General features: G+C 68.4%; 8 protein-coding genes. 2 read left to right on the top strand and 6 right to left on the bottom strand.

The annotated features are described in order from the left end of the window. Positions 1-5 precede the first annotated feature (5 nt). From BLW84_RS45720 to BLW84_RS45705, 4 genes are all read right to left on the bottom strand, one after another. Positions 6-515 (bottom strand): trypsin-like serine protease, encoded by a 510-nt coding sequence (locus BLW84_RS45720; protein ID WP_245761848.1) that lies wholly within the window; start codon positions 513-515, stop codon positions 6-8. A 373-nt stretch (positions 516-888) separates the two neighbouring features. Next, the gene (locus BLW84_RS45715) at positions 889-1332 is read right to left on the bottom strand and encodes a GerMN domain-containing protein (RefSeq protein WP_093278984.1); all 444 of its coding nucleotides are present in this window, start codon (positions 1330-1332) and stop codon (positions 889-891) included. Positions 1333-1358: 26 nt separating this feature from the next. After that, the gene (locus BLW84_RS45710) at positions 1359-2819 is read right to left on the bottom strand and encodes a sensor histidine kinase (RefSeq protein ID WP_093278982.1); all 1461 of its coding nucleotides are present in this window, start codon (positions 2817-2819) and stop codon (positions 1359-1361) included. Beyond that, the gene (locus BLW84_RS45705; RefSeq protein WP_093278981.1) at positions 2816-3490 is read right to left on the bottom strand and encodes a response regulator transcription factor; all 675 of its coding nucleotides are present in this window, start codon (positions 3488-3490) and stop codon (positions 2816-2818) included. Before BLW84_RS45705 ends, BLW84_RS45710 begins: the two co-directional genes overlap by 4 nt. A gap of 369 nt (positions 3491-3859) precedes the next feature. On the opposite strand from BLW84_RS45705, the gene BLW84_RS45700 reads away from it, so the two are divergent. Beyond that, a complete protein-coding gene (locus BLW84_RS45700) occupies positions 3860-4207 on the top strand; it encodes a hypothetical protein (RefSeq protein ID WP_143061387.1) in 348 nt (115 codons plus the stop codon). 50 nt (positions 4208-4257) lie between these two features. Here the strand turns inward: BLW84_RS45700 and BLW84_RS45695 are convergent, their stop codons facing one another. Beyond that, complete coding sequence (locus tag BLW84_RS45695; protein WP_093278978.1) at positions 4258-4983, bottom strand: hypothetical protein; 726 nt, start codon at positions 4981-4983, stop codon at positions 4258-4260. A gap of 277 nt (positions 4984-5260) precedes the next feature. Next, positions 5261-6052, bottom strand: coding sequence for a type I methionyl aminopeptidase (map, locus tag BLW84_RS45690; protein ID WP_093278976.1), 792 nt, complete (start codon positions 6050-6052; stop codon positions 5261-5263). A gap of 515 nt (positions 6053-6567) precedes the next feature. Between map and glsA the strand changes: the two genes are divergently transcribed. Next, positions 6568-7236 (top strand): glutaminase A (glsA, locus tag BLW84_RS45685; RefSeq protein ID WP_143061386.1); only part of this gene is annotated, 669 nt, incomplete at its 3' end.

The following is a 7236-nucleotide window of genomic DNA, read 5'->3' as shown; positions in this document are numbered from 1 at the left end:
CCACGTTACGACGAGACCTGCCCAGCAGGCGGCCGTGTCCCTATCAGCGGTCGGTCGATGCCACCAGGCCCGGTGACACCACCCCCCGGATCATGCCTACGACTGGGGGCGTCAGTCATGCCGGACCTGGCGACCACAACTCCTAGATCAGGAGCTACGAAAAAGGTAACGGGGTACGCATTGTGGCGCCGGTAGAACTCGTCGATCTCGGTGACTTCGCCACCGCTGGTGGTGTCCAGCGATCCGACGCGGACCTTCCAGCCGCGGGGAACACCCGCCGTCGCGCCGGTCGGGGAGTTGGCGCAGTGGCCCGCGGTCACCGCCCACTGCGGCGCGATGAGCACCGCCCCGCACCGGTGCCCGTCCGGGCGGGGAGCGTCGTATTGAAGCGAGACCATGAACGAATACGGCTGGGTTGACTCGGCGCCGCCCACGATGGCCTGCGCCGGAACAGCGCCCACCAGGGGCGCGGTCAGCGCGAGCGCGACACCAAGTAGTAGGGAACGACTTCGCATGCGCCTCAGCATGCTCGGCCGATGTCCACATAGCTTGATCATCATGTCAAAGTTCCATGACAACGACCGCCCGAGAACGACCCTGGTCGGCCGCAACCCGCCACTGTCCACATGGATGATCTACGCCCCAACGCCGACATCAAGATCACGGGACACGACCTAGGTGGCGGGGCGGTGATCGCCGCATCGTGAACGGGCCGAGAAACCTCCGCGGTGCGGCTGGTACCGGCCCACTTCGCAGAGCGCCATCACGAGCGAAACGACAGGTACACCTTCGATGTCGCCAACCCGCCCGGTTCGACGTGAAAGAGTCGAGACCATCAACTCCACCCAGGTCCGGGCGTTTTGCGGGAGATGGAACTCGGGCGGCGAGCTATCGCGGTACGGGGCAATCGCGCGGTCCGCGAGCTTGCCCCCCACCGAGTACCGTGACGCGCTCGCCCGGTTCGGCGGCGGTACAGACGATCTGGTCGATTGCCGTGTCCGACAGTTCGTCGACGGAGACGGACACGGTCACCACCTTCCGATCGGGTGGTTCGATGGTCACCGATAACGGCGCGGCGCCATTCGGGACATCGCTGGTGAGCCCGCGCGCGCGTTCTTCCCCGGTCGGGCCGGTTGCCAGTAGCGCGAGCGTGTCCGCGCGAGACAGTGACCGACTGGGGCGTTGAACGGTGCTGAGTTGTCCGTTCGCCACCAGGTACAAGGTGACCGAGTCACCTGGCTCAACCGGGCCACTCGGTGGCGACGCACCTCTGATGATTCCGCTGGGCTGCACGCCGCACGCGGCGGTGAGCAGCATCAGGATGACCACCATCGCCGGAGCCTGGTGCCGGAGCCGCCTCACTGGTCCTCCTCGCTGGACTGGTGGGCCCGACGCGGCAGACGCATGGTGAACACAGCCCCGCTGTCCAGAGCATTGGCGGCGGTGAGGTCGCCCTGGTTCTCGCCGTCCCGATGCAACCTCGCGTTCTCCCGCGCGATGGCGAGACCGAGGCCGCTGCCGTCGGATCTGGTCCTGGCCGCATCGGCCTTGTAGAAGCGATCGAAAACGTGCGGCAACACCGAAGGATCCACACCGGGTCCGTGGTCACGGACCTCGAAGGCGATCCACTCGGCGTCGGCGTGCAGTCGCACCGACACCGGAGGCTCGCCGTGTCGCAGCGCGTTGCCCACCAGATTGGCGATGATGACATCCACCCTGCGAGGGTCGAGCCGCGCCATCGTCGTGGTCGGCAGGTCGGAGTCGACGCGCTCCACCCAGCCCCGGGTGCGCAGGGTTGCATGCACCAGGGCGGTCACGTCCATCTCGTCCAGCTCAAGAGCGGCGACGCCGGAGTCGAACCTGCTGATCTCAATTAGGTCGTTCACCAGCCGGGACAGGTTGTGCGCCTCTTGGCTGACCAGTCGGGCGGCCCGACCGGCGTGCCCCGGCAGGTGCGCCGCTTCCTCGTCGAGCACGTCCGTGACCGCCGCCAACGCGGCCAGCGGGGTGCGCAGCTCGTGAGACACGTCGGCCACGAACCGGCGGGCGTCGGCCTCCATCGCGCGGAGCTGCTCGACGTGCCGTTCGAGCTCGGCGGCTGTGTTGTTGAACGTGCGCGCGACGTCGGCCAGCTCATCGGAGCCGCGGACCGCGATCCTGGTCCGCAATTCCCCGGTGCCCAGTAGCTGCGCGGCGCGGCCGAGTTCTCGTGCCGGGCGTAGCACGCCGCGGGCAGCCAGCAACGCCAGCAGTATCGCGAGCGCCAGAGCTCCCGCGCTGATCGTCCACGCCGTTGTGGCGAGCTGGTTGATGCTGCGCTGTTCGGAAACCAGGCTGCGTGCGGAGTAGACCTCGATGCCGGAGGCCCTGGTCGTGCCGTCCGGTTGGACGGTCAGCAGTGGCGTTCCGATGATCAGGGTGGGCACACCGTGTCGCACCACGCGTTGCCATGCGATGTCGCCGTCGCCGACCGCCTGCCGAAGGCCCTCAGGGATCGAGGTAGGTGTCAGGCCGGTCGAGGAGCTCGTGTCCCGATACATGGCGGCCGCTGAGCTGTCGCGGTCTGTCACGGCGGCGGCGATTTCACCGAGCTCTGCGGGACCGGGTGTGCTGCTGCGCAGCGGGTAGATGTCCGACAGGCTGCTCGTCATCGCCTCCACGGCGGCGTCCTGGGCGCGCTGCAGAATGGCGTTGCGGGCTTGCACGTAGATCCCGCCGGCGACGGCCGTCGCGGTGACCAAGCACAGCAGTACGAACGCGAGCAACAATCGGGCGCGCAGCCCGAGGGAGCGGCGGTTGTTCCACCACCGTCGGTTCACAACGGGCCGAATCGGTAGCCGAATCCGCGCACCGTTTGCACGTAGACCGGCGACTTGGCGTCGTCCTCGATCTTGGCGCGCAATCGCTGCACGTAGGCATCCACGAGGCGCGAATCGCCGAGATACCCGTAGTCCCACACCGAATCCAGCAACTGCTGGCGGCTGTGCACCCGGCCAGGTGTGCGGGACAGTTCGAGCAGCAGACGCAATTCTGTCGGGGTGAGGGCGACGGTCGCGCCGCGCTTGGTGATCACCAGACCGGCCCGATCGATACTCAGCTCCGCGTATCGCTCCAGTTCGGCGTGCTCCCGGCCGATCCGCCGGAGCACCGCTCGGATTCGTGCTTCGAGCACTCTTGGCTGCACCGGTTTGACCACGTAGTCGTCGGCACCGGCTTCCAGCCCGGCCACCACGTCCATGGCGTCATCGCGAGCGGTGAGCATGATGATCGGCACGTCGCCAGTGGCGCGAACCCGGCGACAGACCTCAAAACCGTCCATGCCGGGAAGCATGAGGTCGAGGACGATGACGTCGGGAGTCTGCGCGCGCAGCCGTTCCAGCCCCTGCTCACCGGATTCCACCGCGTACACGCCGTGTCCCCGCCGGATAAGGGCCATGTCGAGCCCCTCCCGGACCGCCGGGTCATCCTCGATCAACAAGATCTGAGACATATCGCCGAGAACGGTAGCACCCTCCGCAGTTCGCCCGTCCGAACAGGACACGCTGAGATGTGTCAAAGGATCTTGGACGGTCCTCGGTGGTTCTCTCAGACCGCCGTTGTGGCGGCGAGGTGTCTTGGTGGGCCTCAGCGGGGGTGCGGTAGCCGAGGCTGCTGAGGAGTCGTTTCCGGTGTCCAAGATCCTTGGTACACCCAAGTCTGGGTTCTCGATCCAGGCGCTCCGGCCGGTCGACCGGAATCTGGTGCGGTTGCTGGCGAATGCGCCGCGCGCGTCGTACACGGATCTGGCCAAGGGGCGGGAATCAGCGTCAGCACGGCGCGCCGCCGCGTCGACGCGCTGCTCGCGTCCGGGATGGTCGGCGTGCGCTGCGAGATGTCCCGGGTGCTCGCCGAGGTTCCGATGTCGGCCACGGTCTGGGCGAACGTGCCTCCCGCCGACCTGGCCGGCGCCGCCGCGCTGCTCGCGTCGTTGCGCGAAACGCGGTTGTGCGCCGGGATCACCGGCGGCGCGGCGAACCTCCTGTTCAGCGTCTGGCTGCGCAGGCCGAAGGAGCTCCAGCTCATCGAGCGCCGGCTCGGCGACCTGTTCCCGCAGGTGAGTATCGTGGACCGGGCCCTCTGCCTGCGCCACGTGAAGCGCGCGGGGCGGCTGTTGTATGCGGGCGACCTCGCCGGCGACATGATCCCGCTGGCCATGTGGATCGACTGACCACGCATGGCGGGCGCGGCCCGGCGGAGCATTTCCGCAGGACGCCGTGACTAGCTGCCGGGTGCGGCGGCGATCTGCTGGGTCGGGCTTTCCGGGGCCGTCAGGGTTGCGCTGACCGTTCTCTGCAGGTTCCGGTGCGCGTTGTTGAGCTCGTGGCGGAGGCCCAGGATCTGCTTCGTCAGTGCGTCGCCTTCGGCTAGCGTGCTCGTTTCGACCGCCCGGAGCAGTACTCCGAGGTGGCCGTGGAGGCGTTGGTGCACGTCGGAGAACGTGACGAACTGCTGTTGCACTTCTAGCGGTGGGGACGTTCGCGCCACCGCCTTGATCATCGTTTCCTGCCAGCGCCGGGTGGTTTGGCGGTAGTAGCGTTCCGCGGCGACGCGGTGGTGCGGGGCCACCTGGGTGTCCAGGGCGCTGCGGATCAGTTCCTGGCCCGTGTCGACCAGTTCCCGGGCGACCGTGGTCACCGCGTAAGCCCACTCCCACTGTTCCGTCTGGGTCGCGGTCCGCCGCTCCTGCCGCGCCTCCTCGAGCTGCCGATCGGCCAGCTTCACCTGCTCCCAGGCTCGTTCGGCCTGTGCGCGCGCGGCTTGGGCGGATCCCGCCGCCTTGGCGGCGTTGCTCTCCACGGCCGCCGCCAAGCGGCGCATCGCCTCCGCTCGTTCCAGTGCTTCGCGGGCCGCGCGGCGGGCCAGCCAGAGCTGCCAGCCCGCGAGCCCGACGGCCACGATCGCCAGGCCGGCGGAGATCCACGTGGCGAGCTCAGCAATCAGCATGAGCCAAGACCCTGGCACACCTGCGCCGCTCGGGGGTCCAGGTGAGCCAAATTTCATGGCCGTTCGAGCAACGCACGTCTTGACTTGCCCGGTGCTCTGTGTCCGCTGGTGGTTTCGCGGACCGCACTAACGGTGCCGCCGGCGCGCGCTGTTGGCCGGCGCCTCACCCCTGCGCATCTGTGGTTGCTCTCCCCGCAGCGTGCTGAGCGGTTCGAGGACTGCGACGGCAGATCGTAGTTTGCGCTAGACGTCCTTTGTGGATAGACGAGGAGCCGGGTCATCCTGCCTTGCGGAGTGGCTCCGCGTCGCGCCGGGTGAGCACCAAGGGGGCATCATCGGTGATGGCGACCGTGTGCTCGGAGTGGGCCGTGCGCGAGCCGTCGGCCGACCGGATGGTCCAGCCGTCGGCGTCGTAAACGATCTGGTCGGTCGTCCGCGCGAGCCAGGGTTCGAGCGCGAGGGTCAGCCCCGGCCGGAGCTTCAGGCCGCGGCCTGCCCGGCCCTTGTTGGAAACGTGGGGCTCGCCGTGCATGGTGCGGCCAATGCCGTGACCGCCGAACTCGGTGTTGACCGGATAGCCGTAGTCGCAGGCCACCGTCCAGATCGCCGCCGAGATGTCACCCAGGCGGTTGCCCGGACGTGCCACCTCGATCGCCGCCTCCAACGCTTCCTCGGTGGCGCGGATGATCCGCAGGTCCTCCTCGGCCGCGGTCCCGACGACGATCGTGCGCGCCGAGTCGGCCACCCAGCCGTCGATGCCGACCGCGAGGTCCGCGCTGAGCACGTCCCCGTCGCGCAGCGTGTAGTCGTGGGGCAAGCCGTGCAGGACGGCGTCGTTGACGGACAGGCAGATGACGTTGCGGAACGGGCCCTTGCCGAAGGACGGGGCGTAGTCCCAGTAGCACGACTCCGCCCCGCGCTGTTTGATCATGCCGCGCGCGTGGTGTTCCAGGTCCAAGAGGTTGACGCCGACGTCGGCGAGCCGGCCGACCTCGGTGAGCACCTCGGCGACGAAGCGCCCGGCCACGTGCATGCGTTCGATCTCCGCAGGCGTCTTCAGTTCGATCACGAATACCTCGCATCATCGGTATCGGTATAGTTATACCGGAACCGTAGCATGGTCTGGTATAGAAATACCATCCAGCCTGGTCGCGTCACCCCTGCGTCGCCAGGCGGCGTGCCCGCCCCGTAGCGCCGCCAACATGGTGGATCTGCCGCGCCCTCGATGCCCCGGGTAGAGCAAGCCTGCCCTCGCTCCTCCCGGTGATCTTGCCCCGATGGACCTGCTCTTCCGCCCGCCGTGGTCCACGCCAGGCCGGTGCGCCGACCCGGAAGCGGGCCGCTCGACTTTCACCTACCGGTTCCCGTTGATCGAGGCTTCTGCGGACCGTCCAAGGCGGCGCGCTCGGTCTCCGCCGCCGCCCGCTCTCGGGTTCGGATGATCGATGCAGTCGGCGCGGCGCGGCACGAAATCCTTGCAGCGGAGCCGATTCGCTTGTGGCACAGGTGAATCCCGAGGCCTCGGTGACCGTGAGCGGACACCGTGGGTGGCGGCTGGTCGCGGCGATGACATGATGGTCCTTCGTGGAATTGAGTCAGCTGCTCGAACGGATCGCCGACGAGGTCGCCCCGCTGCGCGGGGCCGGAACGGTCGCGGATTACATCCCGGCGCTCGCGCGGGTCGACCCAGGTCGCTTCGGCATCGCGGTCGCCGATCTCGACGGCGGCGTCCACGGGGTCGGCGACTGGGAGACGCCGTTCTCGGTGCAGAGCATCTCGAAGGTCTTCACCCTCGCGCTGGTCCTGGCCCGCAGCGATGAGGCGCTCTGGCAGCGCGTCGGCCGGGAGCCGTCGGGCAATGCCTTCAACTCGCTGGTCCAGTTGGAGTACGAACGCGGGATTCCCCGGAACCCGTTCATCAACGCGGGCGCGCTGACGGTCACCGATGAGCTGATCTCCCTGGTCGGCGACGCCACCGGGGAGCTGCTCGGGTTCCTGCGCGCCGAGAGCGGCAACCCGGCCCTGCGGGTCGACGAGGAGGTCGCCGCCTCCGAAGCGGCCCACGCGGACCGCAACCTGGCCCTGACCCATTTCATGGCGTCCTACGGCAACATGCGCAACCCGGTGGCGACCGTGCTCGACCAGTACGTCCGGCAGTGTGCGATCGAGATGAGCTGCCGGGACCTGGCCCTGGCGGGGCGGTTCCTCGCCGCGCGCGGTGTCCGCCGCGACGGTTCGGAGCTGGTCACCTGC

Source organism: Saccharopolyspora shandongensis, assembly GCF_900106995.1.
GTDB lineage: Bacteria > Actinomycetota > Actinomycetes > Mycobacteriales > Pseudonocardiaceae > Saccharopolyspora > Saccharopolyspora shandongensis.
Note: the sequence above shows the minus strand (reverse complement) of the source record. Positions and strands in the feature narration are given on the sequence as shown.